Genomic DNA, 15,652 nt, shown 5'->3' with positions numbered 1-15,652 from the left:
CTCATAGTGCGATACCTGCTTTGCTTGAGTGGGCCGCCGCCGAGAGCGGGGCAGCAGCGTCGATGGTGTTGGGCACGAACCTGCAGAAGTAATCGGTAATGGGGCCGTCCGATTCGCGGATTCCGCAGCCTACGGATTCGCCGTCCACCACCCACAGGCCAAGGACCGGGTGGTTGCCGTCGAAATCGGGCAGCGGTTGGTACTGCTGGTAGCACCAGCCTTCGCGTCCGTACCCTCCGGGCTGTTCGAGGTTGATGCCCTGGGCGTGGATCCTGATGTTGTCGCCCTCGCGGCCGTGCAGGGGCTTGGCCACCCATTCCTTAAGCGGGCCCGGCTCGTTGAGGTACGCCGGCAGCAGGTTGGGGTGCTCCGGGTACAGGTGCCACAGTGCCGCGAGGAGTGCTTTGTTGGAGAGCAGCATCTTCCAGGCCGGTTCCACCCAGCGGGGATTGTGGGCGCGCTCCAGCAGCCGGTGCCCAAATGGCTCCTTCATCATCAGCTCCCACGGATACAGCTTGAACATGGTGCTGATCATGAAGTTATCCATGTCCACAAAGCGGTTCAGGTTGGGGTCCCAGCCGATATCCGACATGTTGATGCCGATGGTGGTCCACCCGGCCTGGCTGGCTACATCCCGCATGTAGGCGGCCGTCATCCAGTCCTCGCCGGACTCCTCAACTTCGGAATGCGCCACGTGCAGTGTGCTCATGCCCGTGCGGAACTGCACCTTCTTCCATTGCCGGATCAACGCTTCGTGGATGCCGTTCCACTGGTCCTTCTCCGGGAAGACGTCCTGCAGCCAGAACCATTGGGCCACCGCTGCTTCGATCAGGCCGGTGGGAGTGTCCGCGTTGTACTCGAGCATCTTGGCAGGGCTGCCCTGACCGTCATAGATGAAGTCGAACCGGCCGTAGACGTCCACGTCGGCGGCTTGGAGCGACTCGGCGGCCAGTTCAAGTGCCTGCGGGCCGATGCCGATGTGTCCCATGGCCCCGGTGGCCAGGAACCGGGCGGCCTCCAGGCACATCTTGTGCATGTCCTCGGCCGTTACCTCAAGGGTCTCCACCTCGTCCATGGTGAATTCGTAGTACGCGGCCTCGTTCCAGTACTCAATCCTGCGGCCGTCCGGCATGGTGGTGGTGGAGAACACCAGGCCCTGATCTTCAATTTTCTGCTTCCACCCGGGCCTGGGCTCGCTCACCTTCCGCTTCACGCCTAACCCCCCGAGACTTTGCCGCCGCCGCCGGTACCGCTTTTGGCGCTCGTGCCAAAGCCGCCGCGGCTCACTGTTCCGCCCTGGGTGCTGTACCCGGTGGATGCTTTCGCCCCGCTCGGTACGGTCCTGGTGAAGTTGGGCGCCGTGGAGCGGTTTTGCCCGATGGCGGGGACGTAAGCGCCGCGGGAGAAGAAATACCAGGCATAGATGCCGCCGCCCCTCCCGGCGGAGCTGTTGCAGCTGGCGTCCTCCACGCGCTCGCCGGTTTCGTCGTTGAAACACACCTGGGCGTACTCGGGGTCGTCCTGGTTGCTGGCCACAATGGCGGTGATGGTGCCCGCAAGCAGCGCGGTTACGCCCAAACCGACGACGACGGTGCGCCGTTGGGAGCGCTTCTTCCGTGCCGCCGCCTCATCAAGTTGCTTTTCGCGGTCCCGGGCAAAGGGGTCCACCGGGGTGACGGGCTGGTTGAGGAGGTCCGGGCGCAGCTCCGGCTTGGGAACCTGCCACGGGGGAGGCTTGGGGGCGTCCCGGGCGGGGCTGCCGTCCGGTGTGGCACCGGACCCGCGGGCCGCGGCGGCCTGTTGGCCGTCACCCTTGGCTGGATCGTGCTCCGGATCCTTGTTCGGGTCCATGGCGTCCCCCTCAGTTGTCCACGTGAATTGGGCACAGCGCTGCACCCCCAATTGCAATCCTCGATTCAGCGTAGTCCCTGCGGCCCGCTGCTGCGAGCAGGCAACCCGGGAGAACTTCCCATAGCCGGAATGCCCGGCTGGGGCGGCACCGGCTACCTACACTGGTGCCATGGAAACCGCCTCTGTGCTCGCCGTCTGCCGTGTCCACCAGCTCGTGCCGGATGCCTCCAGTGTGGGGGTGACCGCCATCGACAAGCGTGCGGTGGAGGGGCCGGTAAAGGTGCACAAGCTGGGCCTTCAGGGCGATATCCAGGCGAACCGGGTACATCACGGCGGGCCGGACCAAGCCATCTACGCCTACTCGCAGGTGGACGCCGACTTTTGGGCAGCCAAGCTCGAGCGTGAGCTGCCGCCTGGGATCTTCGGGGAAAACCTTCGCGTCGCCGGGATCGACGCCACAGACGCCGTCATCGGGGAGCGCTGGAAGATCGGGCTCGTGGAGGTTGAGGTGACGTCGCCCCGCACCCCTTGCGCCACCTTCCAGCGTCGGATGGGGGAGCCCCAGTTCGTTAAGCGGTTCACCGGCGAAGGCCGGATAGGCGCGTACCTTCGGGTGATCCGTGTTGGCACCATCCGGGCGGGGGACCATATCCACCGGGTGTACGTCCCCAAGCACGGGGTCACCGTGGGTAAGTGGTTCAGCGAACCGGACAGGGAGTCCATGGAAGCATTGCGGGACGCCGAGGCCGACGGCGAGATCCGCCTGCAGCAGCCTGAGTTCAGGCAGAAATTCGCGCAGCTGGAGCGGCAGCTGGGCCGGTAACCGCACACCCTGGTGGCTGGTAGGCGAGCCGTGTGCGCAAGGTCACCGCCGCCGTCGTGCCCTCAATTACCGCTGGGACAGGTGCGTGCCCTACACTTGAAATATCCCCCACTCCGGAAATCCCTTATTCCTGCCCAATTCTTGAGGCAGGACTGGCAAGTGTTGGGGCCCGCTAACGCGATGCGGGCATTTTCATAGGGAGAGCCGGCTAAAGAAAACGCTGTACAGACTGCTGGGATAGCAGCCAAGAGATGCAGCGGGAAGTCCTGCCACGGGATTGCGAAAGCGCCGGACTTCTAAGTGACCGGCCGGTCAATGTATGCCCGGCACCCACGGCACACGTACTGCGGCCCCGCTCACCTCGGGTTGTGCCGCCTGGCCCCCTATGGATGAGGAATATTCTCCTATGCCCGAAAATCAAAACGACGCCACCTTCGAAGCGGCAACTGCCGAAACGGCAACGCCGGAAACCGCCGCTGTCGAATTCACCGAGGCCGCTGTTCCCGCAGCAGAGCCCGCCCCCGCAGCCGAAGCTTCTGTAGAAGCCGCCGCCGCACCCGCTGTTAGGGCCGAGGAAGTTCCCGCAGCTCCCGCAGCCAGCCCTGAGGAAGACGAAGAGGGCGTTAAGTTCGCCGACCTTGGCATCGACGGCCGTGTCCTCGCTGCCCTGCAGGATGTCGGCTACGAAAAGCCTTCACCCATCCAGGCAGCGACCATCCCGCTGCTGCTTGAAGGCCGCGACGTGGTGGGCCTCGCCCAGACCGGCACCGGTAAGACTGCAGCATTCGCAGTACCGGCGCTGTCCCGCCTGGCAGAGCTCCACGACCTGAACGGCCCGTCCCGCAAGACCCAGGCCCTGGTCCTGGCTCCCACCCGCGAGCTCGCGCTCCAGGTAGCGGAAGCCTTCACCTCCTACGCCAAGCACATCGACGACTTCACCGTCCTCCCTGTTTACGGTGGCTCCGCTTACGGCCCGCAGCTCGCCGGCCTTCGCCGCGGTGCACAGGTTGTTGTGGGTACCCCCGGCCGCGTGATCGATCACATCTCCAAGGGTTCCCTGGACCTCTCCGAACTCCAGTACCTGGTGCTGGACGAGGCTGACGAAATGCTGCGCATGGGCTTCGCCGAAGACGTGGAGCAGATCTTCCAGCAGACCCCGTCGGACCGCCAGGTTGCACTGTTCTCGGCCACCATGCCGAGCCAGATCCGCCGTATGTCCAAGCAGTACTTGAACAACCCGGCTGAGATCTCGGTGAAGTCCAAGACCACTACGGGCGCCAATACCCGCCAGCGGTACCTGCAGGTCATGGGGCCGCACAAGCTCGATGCTCTGACCCGCATCCTCGAGGTTGAAGAGTTCGACGGCGTTATCGCCTTCGTGCGCACCAAAATGGCCACCGAGGACCTGGCCGACAAGCTGAAGGCGCGGGGCTTCCAGGCTGCCGCCATCAACGGCGACATCCCGCAGCAGCAGCGCGAACGCACTGTTGACGCGCTGAAGGAAGGCCGCATCGACATCCTGGTGGCCACCGACGTCGCAGCCCGTGGCCTTGACGTGGAGCGCATCAGCCACGTGGTCAACTACGACATCCCGCATGACACCGAGTCCTACGTCCACCGCATTGGCCGCACCGGCCGTGCAGGCCGTTCCGGCGACGCCATCCTGTTCATGACGCCGCGGGAGAAGTACCTGCTGCGTTCCATCGAAAAGGCCACCCGCCAGCCGGTGGAGCAGATGCACCTGCCCACGGCCGAGTCCGTGAACACCCTGCGCCTGGGCAAGTTTGCCGAGAAGATCACCGAGACGCTGGCATCCGAGGACGTCTCAGCGTTCCGCGACCTCATTGCTTCCTACGAGGAAGAGCACAATGTCCCGGCTGCGGAGATCGCTGCAGCCCTTGCCGTGATGGCCCAGGGCGGCCAGCCGCTGCTCGTCAAGGAACTGCCCGCAGCTCCCGAGTTCCAGAAGCGCGAACGCGCCAAGGACGGCTTCGGCTCACGTGGACCGACCCGCACCCTCACCGAGGGAAACGCCACTTACCGGATCGCCGTGGGACGCCGCCAGCGCGTTATGCCCGGCTCCATCGTGGGCGCCATCGCCAACGAGGGCGGCATCTCCTCGGCCCAGATCGGCGGCATCGACATCCGCTCGGACCACTCCCTCGTGGAGCTTCCGGCGGACCTGAGCCCCGAGCAGCTGCGTGCCCTGTCCCGCACCCGGATCGGCGGCGAGCTGATCCACCTGGAGTTGGATAACGGCCGCAAGCCGTCCGGCGAGCGTGGCGCCTACCAAGGTAACCGCGGCGGCGACCGTGGGGGTTACTCCGGCGGCAGCGACCGTGGCGGCAACTTCAAGGGCAACGGCGGCTTCAAGAAGGAGTTCCGGAAGTCCGACGGCGAGCGCGGCGCTGCTGACCGTGGCGGCCGTTCGTACAGCGAGCGTTCAGAGCGCAGCGTCGGCGCCGACAGCGGTTCCAGCCGCGGCCAGGCCAGCGACTCCCGCTTCGGCGGCCACGGTGATGGCTCCCGCAAGCCCCGCCACGGCAACGAGGGCGGCCAGCGCGACTTCAACCGCAAGGGCAAGTGGTAACCGTCAGCTAGTCTGACACGTTCCCCCGGTGGGCCGGCTTTCGAGCCGGCCCACCGGCGTTTAAGCGCCTGAAGTTTCCACAACCGGGACATCCGGGCGGCCCGCGTCTCCGGACGTGGATAACAGAACCTCGCGGGGAGTGTGGGGATGGACACACTAACCCAAGTGCGCCGCCAAAAGGTCGCCCGCACTGGCTCGCCTGTGTTCGTTGAGGGTTCGGTTTTCCTTGATTTCCCGGCGTTTCCAGGCCATTGGCGGGGTGCAGGGCGACGGTTTTGATACCTCCTGACCTGCCCGGACGCCGATTTGTTGGTGGTGGAATCTTCCGGTAGAGTATTTACTCGTTGCCCCCCTAGCTCAGTGGTAGAGCGCGTTCTTGGTAAGAACGAGGTCACCGGATCGATTCCGGTGGGGGGCTCTGAATGAGAGCCTGTGTCAAGGCGGTTTTGACCGGCTTGACACAGGTTTTTCTCATTCGTGGCGGTGTAGCTCAGTTGGTTAGAGCGCACGACTCATAATCGTGAGGTCGGGAGATCGAGCCTCCCCACCGCTACAGAGAAAAACCCCCGGATTCCTTGAGATTCCGGGGGTTTTTTCCTTGCTTGGAAGTCCCTGGCGCGGCAGGATGTATGGCTGGCTCAAGGACAACAACGACATATGGGGCAGCGGGAGCGCCAACCCGGGGGCGGTGGTCTTCTCCAGCGCGAGCCGGGATTTCGTCGACCGGAACACCGGTGTGGTGCTGGTGACCGGGCAGGTGGGGCAAAAGTACTACCAGACCGACGACGCCGCAGTGACGACCGCGCCGGCGGGAATCATGGAGGCGACCGGGCGCACCATCGTGACCGACGCGGCGGCCGAGGTCCTCATCGACCTGCGGCAGCGCACCGAGCACCGCCTGGACGTGCTCTTCGCCAACATAGACGGCCTCGACGGGCCCAGGGCACGAAAGCGTGACAAGTTCACTGTTTCGCCGTAGCTTTGCCGCATCTGACGGATGGGGGAACACATGGACTTTGACGCGATCATGGTTCCGTTCAGGTGGGTTGTGTCCGTCATCATGATCGGCTTCCATGATGGGTTGAGCGCCGTCGGGATGCCGGCTGCCGGCGGCTGGACGTGGACGCTGTCCATCATTGGGCTGGTACTGGTGATACGTGCCGCCCTGATTCCCGTGTTCCTGAAGCAGCTTGACGCCCAAAGCCGGATGAGGCTCCTGCAGCCTGACCTGAAGACGTTGCAGGAAAAGTACCAAGGAAAAACGGACCCGCTTTCCCGCCAGTCAATGGCGCAGGAGCAGATGGCATTGTACAAAAAGCACGGGACCAACCCCTTCTCGGCCTGCCTGCCCATGCTGATCCAGGTGCCGTTCTTCTTTGCCCTGTTCCAGGTCCTTTCCGGCATCAGCACCCGGGCAAGGCAGGGGGAGGGGATCGGTGCGATGAGTCACGACCAGGTGGTGCAGTTCGACGAATCCAGCATTTTCGGCGCCCCGCTGACCGCATCCGTACTGCATGGCGGGGATGGCGACCAGGTCGCCGTTGTAGTGCTGACCCTGTTGATGATCCTTGCCATGAGTGCGGCGCAGTTCATCACGCAAAAACTGGTGATGGCGAGGAATGTGCCGGCCGGGGCCGAGGAAAGCCCGTTCATGCGCCAGCAAAAGATGCTGCTGTACATCCTTCCGGTGGTGTTCGCAGTGGGCGGGGTCTTCTTCCCCATCGGCGTCCTGGTCTACTGGACCGTCACCAACGCCTGGACCCTGGCCCAACAGTCCTTCGTCCGGGACCGGCAGGCACCGGACAGCAGGTAGGCCCGGAACTCTGCCCCGGGAGCCGCAGGCCTTACCAGGGACACGCGCCTCGGGCAGAATGGGCCCATGGCGCAGCTCATCTACTCCGGCATCACTTCCCTGGACGGATACGTGGCGGACAGCAGCGGCAACTTCGACTGGAGCGCTCCCGATGAAGAAGTCCATGCCTTCGTCAACGATCTCGAGCGCGACGCCGGAACGTACCTTTTAGGGCGTCGTATGTACGAGGTTATGTCAGTCTGGGAAACGATGGGCGGTCCCGATGATCCGCCGGTCATCCAGGACTTCGCCCGTATCTGGCAAGGGGCAGACAAAGTTGTCTACTCAGCTTCGCTGGCCAATCCCACCACCCCCCGCACCCGCCTGGAACGGGCCTTCGACCCCGGGGCCGTGAGCGAGCTGAAGGCCAGCGCAGGCGGCAGCATCAGCATCGGCGGCGCCACACTGGCCGCTGCTGCGCTCCGGGCGGGGCTCGTGGACGAGTGCCAAATCTTCCTCAACCCGGTAGCCGTGGGAGGAGGACTGCGGTTCCTTCCGGACGGCCTGAACCTGCGGCTCGAACTGCAGGAGGAGCGCAGGTTCCGCAACGGCGTGGTGTACCTCAGGTACCGCACCGTCCTCTGAGCCTGTTCAGTCCCAACGCGCCGGGGGTGTGGCATCCGCGGGGCGGGGGGCAGAATGGGGCCATGACCCGAATCGCAATCATCGGCGGCCACGGCAAAGTGGCCCTCCACCTGTCCACCCTGCTCACCGAAGAGGGCCACAGCGTCACCTCGTTTTTCCGTAACCCGGACCATACGTCCGACGTCGCGGAGACGGGCGCAACGCCGTCGGTCCTTGATATTGAGAATTCGACGACGGCGGCAATCGCCGAGGCGCTGCAGGGCCACGACGCCGTGGTCTGGTCCGCGGGCGCGGGCGGCGGGAACCCGGCCCGCACGTACGCCGTGGACCGGGATGCTGCCATCCGGTCGATGGACGCCGCAGCGCAGGCGGGAGTGAACCGCTATGTGATGGTGTCCTACCTGGGAGCCCGCAAGGACCACGGCGTGCCGGAGAGCAACGGCTTCTTCGCCTACGCCGAAGCCAAAGCTGCCGCTGATGACTATCTTCGCGGCACCAACCTCGCCTGGACCATCCTGGGGCCCGGCACCCTGACGGACAAACCCGGCACCGGCTCGATCAAGGTGGACCCCGAACCGGGAGAGGGGGACCGGGGAACGTCGCGCAGCAACACGGCGATCGTGGCGGCTGCGGTACTGGACCTGCCGGAGACGGCTGGCCGGATGATTGAATTCTGCGACGGCTCGCTGCCGGTTGCCGCCGCGCTGGAGTCACTTAGCTGACTGCCCCAGCCAGCTCCAGGTCCAAGGAGTTCCTCTCCACATAGTCCAAGCCGGCGCGCACAGCACCGACGGTGACGATCGAGTCGCCCAGCGGCGATACCGCCACCCGCGGCGGCGTGGCGGTGAACTCCTTCAGCTTCCCGGCAATCGGTTCCAGCAGCACCCCGGCGGAGTTGGCCACTGCGCCGCCAATCACCACCAGCTCAGGGTTGAGCATCGTCGCCACCGCGCCAATCACCCTGGCCATCCTGTCGGCCAGGCGGTCGAGGATCTTCAGGGCCACGGCATCCCCTTCAGCGGCGGCTGCAAAGACGTGCTCAGCTTCCGCGCCGCCATGCTGCAGGTGGGCGCGAAGGGACGTCCTCGCCTTGCCGGCGAGGGCTTGTGCGGCCCAGACCCTGGCGAGGCTTGCGATACCGAACGTGTCGCCCACACCCTGGACCTGTTCGAGGAATGCGAGCTCGCCGGCGCCGCCGCGGCTGCCGTGGAGCAGCCGCCCGCCGTCGAGCATCCCTGCACCCAGGCGTTCGCTGGCAAGAATCACGACGACGTCCTCGACTCCCGCCGCAGCACCCCGCCAGCGGTCCCCAAGGGCTGCAAGGTTGGCGTCGTTTTCCAGCAGCACTGTCCAGCCGTGCCGCTCCCGCAGCGCTGACTTCAGGCCGACGTCGAACAGTCCCCAGAAGTGCTGGGTCACCAGCACGTCCCCGTTTCGGTCCACGGGGGCAGCGATGCCGGCGGCTACCGCCAGGACAGAATCGGGCGAGGCGCCCGCGCTGTCCAGGGCCATCAGGGCCGCGCGGTCGATGACGGAGACGCGTTCCTCCGCCGATATCTCCGCATCCGGGAACGGCAGGCTTGACTTGCCAAGGACGTCCCCGCGGAGATCGGACACCACCACCGTTGCCTTGGACACCCCGACGTCCATGCCCAGTACGTAGCCGGCCCGTTCGTTCAGCTCGAAACGCCTGGCGGGTCGACCCTTCTGGTACCCGCCAAAAGCCCGCTGGTTTTCCAGCTCCCGGATCCAACCCCGTTCTTTGAGGTCTTCACAGACCGCGATGGCTGTGGCACGCGTCAGTCCCGTTGCTTCCATGACCGCCGTGACGGTCACGTCGCTGGAGGAGCGCATGAACTCCAGCACGGAACCGGCACTGACCCTGCGCAGCAGCTGCGGTGTTGCCGCGGCCGTATCAGCCATGCTGTTGACCTTTCCGTACGTCGCGCCAGATAATGATCGGGCAACTAAATTTAGAGTCAAAATAAATATAGTCGACAAGAAGCAAAGGATCACCCCTTGTCCACCACCGCCACACTGGCAACCCTTTCCGATTCCGACCGCCTGGCCGATCCAAACTGGTGGCGCCAGGCCTCCGTGTACCAGATCTACCCGCGGAGCTTCGCGGACTCCAACGGCGACGGCATCGGTGACCTCAAGGGCATCACCTCGAAGGTCCCGTACCTGAAGTCGCTGGGGATCGACGCCGTCTGGCTGAGCCCGTTCTACCCCTCGGCGCTGGCAGACGGCGGCTACGACGTGGATGACTACCGCGATGTGGATCCGAAGCTGGGAACCCTCGAGGATTTCGACGAGATGGCCAACGCCCTGCATGAGGCCGGCATCAAGCTCATCGCGGACATTGTGCCCAACCACTCCTCGGACCGGCACGAGTGGTTCAAGGAAGCACTCGCCTCACCCAAGGGTTCACCCGCCCGTGACCGCTACATCTTCCGTGATGGCAAGGGCCCCAACGGTGAGTTTCCGCCGTCAGACTGGGACTCCGTTTTCGGCGGCCCCGCCTGGGAGCGCATCACCGAACCCGACGGCACCCCTGGGCAGTGGTACATGCACATCTTCGCCAAGGAGCAGCCGGACCTGAACTGGTCCAACCGGGAAATCCGCGAGGACTTCCTCAAGACCCTGCGGTTCTGGTCCGACCGGGGCGTTGACGGGTTCCGGGTGGACGTCGCCCACGCACTCACGAAAGACCTCACTGAACCCCTGCTCTCGAAGCTGGAATTGAGCGCGGCCAACACCGGTGTGGACGGATTCGACGACGGCACCCACCCCTTCTGGGACCGCGACGAGGTCCACGAGATCTACGCCGAATGGCGCGAGGTGTTCAACGAGTACAACCCGCCGCGCACTGCCGTCGCCGAAGCCTGGGTCCACGCGACCCGGCGTGCCCGCTACGCCAGCCCGCAGGGCCTCGGCCAGGCCTTCAACTTCGACCTGCTGCAGGCCGACTTCGACGGCGCCGAGTACCGCGAAATCATCACCCGGAACCTCGCCGAGGCTGCCGCCACCGGCGCCTCCTCCACGTGGGTCTTCTCCAACCATGACGTTGTCCGACACGCCACCCGCTACGGCCTGCCCCAGGTCTCCAAGGGCAAGGAGCGCACCAAGGGCCAGGACGGCAAGGACTGGCTGCTCGCCGGCGGCCCTGCCGGAGAGCTGGACGTGGAGCTTGGTGAACGCCGTGCCCGCGCCGCCACACTGCTGATGCTCGCCGTCCCGGGCTCCGCGTACCTGTACCAAGGCGAGGAACTTGGCCTCCAGGAAGTGGCCGACATCCCAGAGTCGGAGCGGCAGGACCCGTCCTTCTTCCGTAACAAGGGTGTGGAAATCGGCCGCGACGGCTGCCGCGTGCCGCTGCCCTGGAAGGTGGAAGGAACCTCCTTCGGCTTCGGCGCCGGCGGCGCGCACCTGCCCCAGCCCGACTGGTTCAGCAAGTACGCGGTGGAGGCACAGGACGGTACCCAGGGCTCCACCGTGGAGCTGTACCGCGCCGCCCTGAAGCTCCGCCGCGAACTGCAGACCGACGAGGATCTGGAATGGGTCGAGACCGGCACCCCGGACGTCCTGCACTTCCGCCGCCCCAACGGCTGGCAGTCAGTGACCAACTTCGGGGACACCGCCGTCGACCTTCCGGCAGGCACGGTCCTGGCCAGCAGCGCCCCCCTTGAGGACGGCAAGCTGCCCGCCAACACCACCGCGTGGCTGCGCTGATGTCATCACCATGCCTCGCGGGGTGCACAGCCTGATGCAGGAGCTGAGCTGATGCAGGAACTGATCTATGGCTGCATGGGCCTGGGCGGCAGCTGGTCCGACGAGCCGCACGCAGGTGAGCATGTGGACGAGGCCGCTGCCGCCGTCGAGGCCGCGCTGCACGCGGGGATCACCCTCTTCGACCACGCGGACATCTACCGGAGCGGCAAATCCGAGGCAGTCTTCGGCGAAGTGCTGGCCGCAACACCCGGGCTTCGGGACCGCATCCGGTTGCAGACCAAGTGTGGCATCAGGCTGAACGAACGCGGCCTGCAGACACATTACGACCTCAGCCGTGAGGCCATCCTGGAGCGGGTCAACGAAAGCCTGAAGCGGCTGCGGACGGACTATGTGGACATCCTGCTGCTGCACCGCCCGGACCCCCTGGCAGACCCCGCAGAGGTGGGCGCCGCCGTCGGGCAGCTGATGGCCGAAGGAAAGGTCCGGCAGCTGGGTGTGTCCAACATGTCCGGAGCGCAGATTGAGGCGCTGCAGGACCGGCTGGAAACCCCGGTGGTGGCGAACCAGCTGGAGATGAGCCTGCTCAAGCGGGCCTGGCTGGAAAGCCAGGTGCTGGTCAACCACGCCGAGCACCTGGACTACAGCTTCCCGCACGGCACGCTGGAGTACTGCGTCCGCAACTCGATCACCCTGCAGGCCTACGGCTCCCTGGCCCGCGGCTTGTACACGGGCGCGGAACAGGACAGCCCGACGTCGGCAGAAGCCGCCACTGCGGAGCTGGTGGCGGAGCTCGCCGGGACGTACGGCAGTTCGGGGGAGGCGGTCCTGCTGGGCTGGCTGATGAAGCACCCGGCGGGTATCGCCCCGGTGATCGGAACGGTCAACCCCGGCCGGATCCGTGCCTGCGCTGACGCTGCCCGCGTGGCCCAGGCCATGAGCCGGGCAGACTGGTACCGGCTCTGGGTGACGGCGCGGGGCACCAACATCCCCTGACCCGCCCCAACCAGGTAGCAGCAGGTGTCGTTATGAAGCCCATAACGACACTTGCTGCTACCTACATCCAGGAGACCTCGTGTCATATCCGGTTTAGTTCGTATTGAACCTCACACGGGGGCCGATTTCTGCGCAATGCCGGTTGCCGGGCGGATACGGTAGATACATGACGTCTACCATCGCCACCGAGACCGTAAGGCCGGAACGCAATATCCCAGCAGAGATAGCCCGCTCATGGCTCCTTGTAAATGCCATGAAGACCGAGCTTTTTGACCAGTCGGCCGGGTCCCGCGCCGACTCGATCATCCTGGATATTGAAGATGCCGTAGACCCCTCCCAGAAGGACCACGCACGGAACAACGTGGTTGACTGGCTGACCGCAGGCGGAAAGGCCTGGGTCCGGATCAACGATGCCACCAGCCCCTTCTGGGCCGCCGACCTCGCCGGCCTCCGCGGGACTCCCGGCCTCCTCGGCGTGATGCTCGCCAAGACCGAGTCCGCCGACCAGGTCACCGAGAGCTTCCACCGCATGGACGGCAAGACACCCGTCATCCCGCTGGTGGAATCGGCCGTCGGCATCGAGGAAGCCAACAACATTGCCAAGGCCCAGGGCGCTTTCCGCTTGGCCTTCGGCTCCGGTGACTTCCGCCGCGACACCGGCATGGCCGCCACGGCTGAGGCGATGGCCTACCCGCGCGCCAAACTGGTGGTAGCCAGCCGCGTCGGCAACCTCCCGGGCCCCATTGACGGCCCCACCGTCGGCACCAACCACCCCATCCTGCGGGAGCAGACCGGCGTCACGGTGATGATGGGCATGACCGGCAAACTCTGCCTCGCCATCGACCAGACCCCCGTCATCAACGAGGTCATCAGCCCCACACCGTCGGACGTCGCCTGGGCCACTGACTTCATGGCCGACTTCGAAGCCAACGGCCGCGTCATCCGCGACGGCTCGGACCTGCCCCGCCTGGGCCGCGCCGAGAAGATCATGAAGCTCGCGGTAGCCTTCGGTGTGCAGCCCGCGCTCTAGCACCCACAAGTTCCACCTCAGGAGACCCCGTGACCGATACCCGTTATCTGGTCCACGGGGTCTTTTGGCCTGCGCCGCCAGCGTCCTGTCCGGCACTGCGGCTGCAGGCCCCGGACGGCACTTTCCGGGAGATAGCGCTCGACGGCGGCACCCGCCTGGGTTTTCGGCTCGCCACCGAGGGGAAGTCCTGCCTGGGCCACCACCGTGTGCATGGCCCCGCCCACCGGGACCACGTCCTGTGTGCCGGGCAATCACCGGCGGCCCGCGGGAACCAATGCGAGCGGTGCTTTGTGGCGGACGACTTCCGGCTGATGCACGACTTCCACCGGGCCGGCGGCGTCCCGCCTGGCTTGCGAAGCTATTTGATGCAGCCGCACTGGCTTTACGTCGCCACCTTCGCCAACGGGGCAAGCAAGGTAGGTACTGCGTCTGACCTTCGGAAGTGGCAACGGCTCGCCGAACAGGGCGCCGTGGCGGCGAGCTATGTGGCCCGCGCGGCGGACGGACGGGTGGTGCGGATCCTTGAGGACCTGGTAACGCGCGACGGCGGGCTTCCGCAGCAGGTGCGGTCCGCGGCCAAGGCCGCCGCCCTTGCCGCCCCGGCTCCTGCTTCGGAGCTCACCGCCCGCAACGCGGCGCTTGCAACCACCGCGCGCCGGGTCATCTCCGCGGCAGGCGAAGACGGTTTCGAGGTGGTGGACGAAGGCTGGAGCAGGCCCGGACTGGCGGAACGGCTGTGCTCCGGAACCGCCCGGCACGCCTACCCCCACACGCTGGCCTCCGGGCAGCACGGGTTCACCATCCGGTCCATCTGCGGCAGCTTCGTGCTGGCAGCCCTCGATGACGCCGACCTGGAATTCGTGGTGGATCTTGGCCAGCTCAAGGGCCGCACCATCGAAGTGGGCCACTACACCTCCGAGGTGCCGGCCGTCCAGGAAGCGCTGTTCTGACTTTCTACAGCGGACGTCGGGGCCGGCCCCGGATGTGTCCCAGTAGACTTACAGGGTGCTGAACGAATTTTGGGCCACCGCGCCCACCCGCTATAAAGTCCTGGTCTTCAGCGCGATGGGACTGATCGCCGTCGGCATCATCCTGAACCTGGTGGGGAACACCAGCGGCAACTCCGGCCTCGCCACCGCATCCCTTCCGCTGATTGGCCTTGGCCTCGTCCTGCACATCGCCGGGATCGTGGTCCGCGGCCAAACCATCCGCAGGAACCTGCGCCGGTAACCTTTCGGGCCGCGCCAAGCCTGACGATAGGCTTGAGCCCATGACTATCAATCCGGACCTGCAGGGCCGAAGCTACCCTGCCGCAGAGGTGTACGACGTCGACCGCGAGAAAATCCGCGAGTTCGCCCGCGCCGTGAAAGCCACCCACCCTGCGCACTTCGACGTCGACGCCGCCAAGGCCCTGGGCCACACGGACCTGGTTGCCCCGCCCACGTTCGCGATCATCATCGCCCAGCGCGCCGACGCCCAGCTCATCGAGGATCCCGAGGCAGGCATCGACTTCTCCCGCGTGGTCCACGCCGACCAGCGCTTCATCCACCACCGGCCCATCCTGGCCGGCGACCGCCTGGTGGCGGAACTCCACGTGGACGGGGTCCGGGCCATGGGCGGGGGAGCGATGATCACCACCCGCTCGGAAATCTTCGCCCTCGGTGCCGACGATTCCAAGGAACCCGTTACCACCACCACGTCATCCATCCTGGTCCGCGGAGAGGGACAGTAACCATGAGCCCAAGCTTTAACGAACTCAGCGCCGGCCAGGAAATCGGCAGCCGCACCATCCAGGTCACCCGCACCGACCTGGTCAAGTACGCCGGCGCTTCCGGCGACTTTAACCCCATCCACTGGAACGAGACCTTCGCCACCGGCGTGGAGCTGCCCGGCGTCATCGCGCACGGCATGTTCACCATGGGCTCCGCCGTTCAGCTGGTCACCGACTGGGCCGGCGACCCGGCCGCCGTCGTCGACTTCCAGACCCGCTTCACCAAGCCGGTCATGGTCACCGACACCACGGGAACCGCCGAGCCCGGCGCCACCATCGAGGTCAGCGGCACCATCGGAAAGCTCGACGCCGACGCCGGCACCGCCCGTGTCGACCTCACCGTAGTTTCCGCCGGGCAGAAAGTCCTGATGAAGGCCCAGGCAGTCGTCCGGCTCAGCTGAGCAGGGAAGCCCGGCCCGACTTTC

The 15,652-nt window shown here is 65.8% G+C and carries 16 protein-coding genes and 2 tRNA genes; 15 read left to right on the top strand and 3 right to left on the bottom strand.

The genetic code is table 11. The features are described from left to right. Nucleotide 1 precedes the first annotated feature (1 nt). A complete protein-coding gene (locus tag CXQ88_RS02730; protein WP_104042598.1) occupies nucleotides 2-1,213 on the bottom strand; it encodes a glutathionylspermidine synthase family protein in 1,212 nt (403 codons plus the stop codon). Between the two features lie 2 nt (nucleotides 1,214-1,215). Then, entirely contained in the window at nucleotides 1,216-1,851 is a 636-nt protein-coding gene (locus tag CXQ88_RS02725; RefSeq protein ID WP_104042597.1) for a Tat pathway signal protein, read from the bottom strand. A gap of 169 nt (nucleotides 1,852-2,020) precedes the next feature. Here CXQ88_RS02725 and CXQ88_RS02720 point away from each other — a divergent pair, with 169 nt between their 5' ends. The 8 genes from CXQ88_RS02720 (at nucleotide 2,021) to CXQ88_RS02685 (ending at nucleotide 8,423) form a co-directional block, all read left to right on the top strand. Then, complete coding sequence (locus tag CXQ88_RS02720; protein ID WP_104042596.1) at nucleotides 2,021-2,674, top strand: MOSC domain-containing protein; 654 nt, start codon at nucleotides 2,021-2,023, stop codon at nucleotides 2,672-2,674. 406 nt (nucleotides 2,675-3,080) lie between these two features. Then, nucleotides 3,081-5,264 (top strand): DEAD/DEAH box helicase, encoded by a 2,184-nt coding sequence (locus CXQ88_RS02715; protein ID WP_104042595.1) that lies wholly within the window; start codon nucleotides 3,081-3,083, stop codon nucleotides 5,262-5,264. Nucleotides 5,265-5,610: 346 nt separating this feature from the next. Beyond that, nucleotides 5,611-5,682, top strand: a tRNA-Thr gene (locus CXQ88_RS02710). Nucleotides 5,683-5,743: 61 nt separating this feature from the next. Next, a tRNA-Met gene (locus CXQ88_RS02705) sits at nucleotides 5,744-5,817 on the top strand. A 45-nt stretch (nucleotides 5,818-5,862) separates the two neighbouring features. After that, nucleotides 5,863-6,243, top strand: coding sequence for a hypothetical protein (locus CXQ88_RS02700; protein ID WP_146069160.1), 381 nt, complete (start codon nucleotides 5,863-5,865; stop codon nucleotides 6,241-6,243). 30 nt (nucleotides 6,244-6,273) lie between these two features. Then, nucleotides 6,274-7,077, top strand: a complete 804-nt coding sequence (gene yidC, locus CXQ88_RS02695) for a membrane protein insertase YidC (protein ID WP_104042593.1) — start codon at nucleotides 6,274-6,276, stop codon at nucleotides 7,075-7,077. Nucleotides 7,078-7,143: 66 nt separating this feature from the next. Then, entirely contained in the window at nucleotides 7,144-7,701 is a 558-nt protein-coding gene (locus CXQ88_RS02690; RefSeq protein WP_104042592.1) for a dihydrofolate reductase family protein, read from the top strand. Between the two features lie 62 nt (nucleotides 7,702-7,763). Continuing rightward, nucleotides 7,764-8,423 carry an SDR family oxidoreductase gene (locus CXQ88_RS02685; RefSeq protein WP_104042591.1) on the top strand — a complete coding sequence of 220 codons (660 nt, stop codon included), beginning with the start codon at nucleotides 7,764-7,766 and terminating at the stop codon, nucleotides 8,421-8,423. On the opposite strand, the gene CXQ88_RS02680 is transcribed toward CXQ88_RS02685, so the two are convergent. Then, nucleotides 8,416-9,624, bottom strand: coding sequence for an ROK family protein (locus CXQ88_RS02680; protein WP_104042590.1), 1,209 nt, complete (start codon nucleotides 9,622-9,624; stop codon nucleotides 8,416-8,418). The two genes, CXQ88_RS02685 and CXQ88_RS02680, sit on opposite strands and share 8 nt — an antisense overlap. Before the next feature lie 96 nt (nucleotides 9,625-9,720). Between CXQ88_RS02680 and CXQ88_RS02675 the strand changes: the two genes are divergently transcribed. The 7 genes from CXQ88_RS02675 (at nucleotide 9,721) to CXQ88_RS02645 (ending at nucleotide 15,628) form a co-directional block, all read left to right on the top strand. Then, nucleotides 9,721-11,433, top strand: a complete 1,713-nt coding sequence (locus tag CXQ88_RS02675) for a glycoside hydrolase family 13 protein (RefSeq protein ID WP_104042589.1) — start codon at nucleotides 9,721-9,723, stop codon at nucleotides 11,431-11,433. Between the two features lie 51 nt (nucleotides 11,434-11,484). Further along, nucleotides 11,485-12,426, top strand: a complete 942-nt coding sequence (locus CXQ88_RS02670; protein ID WP_104042588.1) for an aldo/keto reductase — start codon at nucleotides 11,485-11,487, stop codon at nucleotides 12,424-12,426. Nucleotides 12,427-12,592: 166 nt separating this feature from the next. Then, complete coding sequence (locus tag CXQ88_RS02665; protein WP_104042587.1) at nucleotides 12,593-13,456, top strand: HpcH/HpaI aldolase/citrate lyase family protein; 864 nt, start codon at nucleotides 12,593-12,595, stop codon at nucleotides 13,454-13,456. Nucleotides 13,457-13,485: 29 nt separating this feature from the next. Further along, complete coding sequence (locus CXQ88_RS02660; protein ID WP_104042586.1) at nucleotides 13,486-14,406, top strand: DUF2797 domain-containing protein; 921 nt, start codon at nucleotides 13,486-13,488, stop codon at nucleotides 14,404-14,406. A gap of 55 nt (nucleotides 14,407-14,461) precedes the next feature. Next, the gene (locus CXQ88_RS02655; protein ID WP_104042585.1) at nucleotides 14,462-14,686 is read left to right on the top strand and encodes a DUF3188 domain-containing protein; all 225 of its coding nucleotides are present in this window, start codon (nucleotides 14,462-14,464) and stop codon (nucleotides 14,684-14,686) included. A gap of 40 nt (nucleotides 14,687-14,726) precedes the next feature. Continuing rightward, nucleotides 14,727-15,188 carry an FAS1-like dehydratase domain-containing protein gene (locus CXQ88_RS02650; RefSeq protein ID WP_104042584.1) on the top strand — a complete coding sequence of 154 codons (462 nt, stop codon included), beginning with the start codon at nucleotides 14,727-14,729 and terminating at the stop codon, nucleotides 15,186-15,188. Between the two features lie 2 nt (nucleotides 15,189-15,190). Beyond that, nucleotides 15,191-15,628 carry a MaoC family dehydratase gene (locus CXQ88_RS02645; protein WP_104042583.1) on the top strand — a complete coding sequence of 146 codons (438 nt, stop codon included), beginning with the start codon at nucleotides 15,191-15,193 and terminating at the stop codon, nucleotides 15,626-15,628. The last annotated feature ends 24 nt before the right edge of the window (nucleotides 15,629-15,652 follow it).

Source organism: Arthrobacter sp. ZGTC412 (assembly GCF_002929215.1).
Classification (GTDB): Bacteria; Actinomycetota; Actinomycetes; order Actinomycetales; family Micrococcaceae; genus Arthrobacter.
Note: the sequence above shows the minus strand (reverse complement) of the source record. Positions and strands in the feature narration are given on the sequence as shown.